Source organism: Xanthomonas sp. SHU 166, assembly GCF_000364685.1.
GTDB classification, from domain to species: domain Bacteria; phylum Pseudomonadota; class Gammaproteobacteria; order Xanthomonadales; family Xanthomonadaceae; genus Xanthomonas_A; species Xanthomonas_A sontii.
Window position 1 is genome coordinate 1 of record NZ_AQOJ01000259.1, and the last position, 1,723, is coordinate 1,723.

1 protein-coding gene is annotated in these 1,723 nt (G+C 71.8%); it reads right to left on the reverse strand.

Annotated features, from left to right (window positions below; all coding sequences use genetic code 11):
• Positions 1 to 345: 345 nt before the first annotated feature.
• On the reverse strand, positions 346 to 1,723 hold a 1,378-nt coding region (gene mnmG / locus D180_RS08415), incomplete at its 5' end, for a tRNA uridine-5-carboxymethylaminomethyl(34) synthesis enzyme MnmG (RefSeq protein ID WP_017912448.1).

The window sequence follows — 1,723 nt, forward strand, 5'->3', positions numbered from 1 at the left end:
GTGAGCCCAACCCCAGTGCGTACCCCCTCCCGGCAATCGCCGCCGGCGCTGGCACGCGCTGCTTCGTCTGGAACCATGTGCCAGTCGCGCGGATGCGTCGGCTTCCGTAGTCAAAGCCCCTCTCCCCCCGGGAGAGGGGTGAGGGTCCGGGAGCGCAGCGCCGCCTCCGGACCTTAGTGCACCATCCGTACCCTCATCCGCCCCTTCGGGGCACCTTCTCCCGGGGGGAGAAGGGAAAAACAAAGGAGCGGCTTCAGCCGCGACGGGGCATTGCCGACACGCCCAGGTCGCGGCTGAAGCCGCTCCTGCGTGGGGGTGCTGCGCGCGATGCGCGTTCGCGACCGATCACGCCACCCGGCTGCGCCGCGCGCGTTCCAGATGCACCAGCAGCAGCGAGATCGCCGCCGGGGTCATGCCGGGGATGCGCTGCGCCTGGCCCACGGTCTGCGGGCGCACGCGCTCGAGCTTCTGCTGCACTTCGGCCGACAGCCCGCGCACCTGCGCGTAGTCGAAGGCGGCCGGGATCGGGGTGTCCTCGTGGCGCTGCTGGCGCGCGATCTCGTCGCGCTGGCGGTCCAGGTAGCCGGCGTACTTGATGCCGATCTCCACCTGTTCGGCCACCTGCGCGTCGGCCACGCCCGGGCCCAGCGACGGCACCCGCATCAGCGCGGCGTAGTCCAGTTCCGGGCGCTTGATCAGGTCCAGCACGGTGGTCTCGCGGCTCACCGCCACGCCCAGCGTCGCCGCGACCTCGCGGCCCAGCGCGTTGCCCGGCGTGGCCCACAGCGCGCGCAGGCGCTCGTTCTCGCGCGCCACCGCCTCCTGCTTGGCCTGAAAGCGCGCCCAGCGCGTTTCGTCGACGATGCCCAGGTCGTGGCCGATGCCGGTCAGGCGCGCGTCGGCGTTGTCCTCGCGCAGCTGCAGCCGGTACTCGGCGCGGCTGGTGAACATGCGGTACGGCTCGCTGGTGCCGTGGGTGATCAGGTCGTCGATCAGCACGCCGATGTAGGCCTGGTCGCGGCGCGGCGACCATGGTTCCAGCCCGCGCACCTGGCGCGCAGCGTTGAGGCCGGCGATCAGGCCCTGCGCGGCGGCTTCCTCGTAGCCGGTGGTGCCGTTGATCTGGCCGGCGAAGAACAGCCCGGGCATGGCCTTGGTCTCCAGCGAGGCCTTGAGTCCGCGCGGGTCGAAGAAGTCGTACTCGATGGCGTAGCCGGGGCGGGTGATGTGCGCGCGCTCGAAGCCGCGGATCGAGCGCACCAGCTCCAGCTGCACGTCGAACGGCAGCGAGGTGGAGATGCCGTTGGGGTAGATCTCGACCACGTCCAGGCCTTCCGGCTCGACGAAGATCTGGTGGCTGGCCTTCTCGGCGAAGCGCACCACCTTGTCCTCGATCGAGGGGCAGTAGCGCGGGCCGATGCCTTCGATCTGGCCGGTGTACAGCGGCGAGCGGTCCAGCGCGCCGCGGATGATGGCGTGGGTGCGCTCGGTGGTGTGGGTGATCCAGCACGAGACCTGGCGCGGATGCTGCGCCACCTCGCCCAGGAACGACATCACCGGGAGCGGATCGTCGCCGGGCTGTTCCTCCATCGCCGCGTAGTCCAGGCTGCGCCCGTCGATGCGCGGCGGGGTGCCGGTCTTGAGCCGGTCCACGCCGAAGCGGCCGTCGCGCAGCGCCTGCGCCAGCGCGGTGGCCGGCGGATCGCCGGCGCGGCCGCCGGCG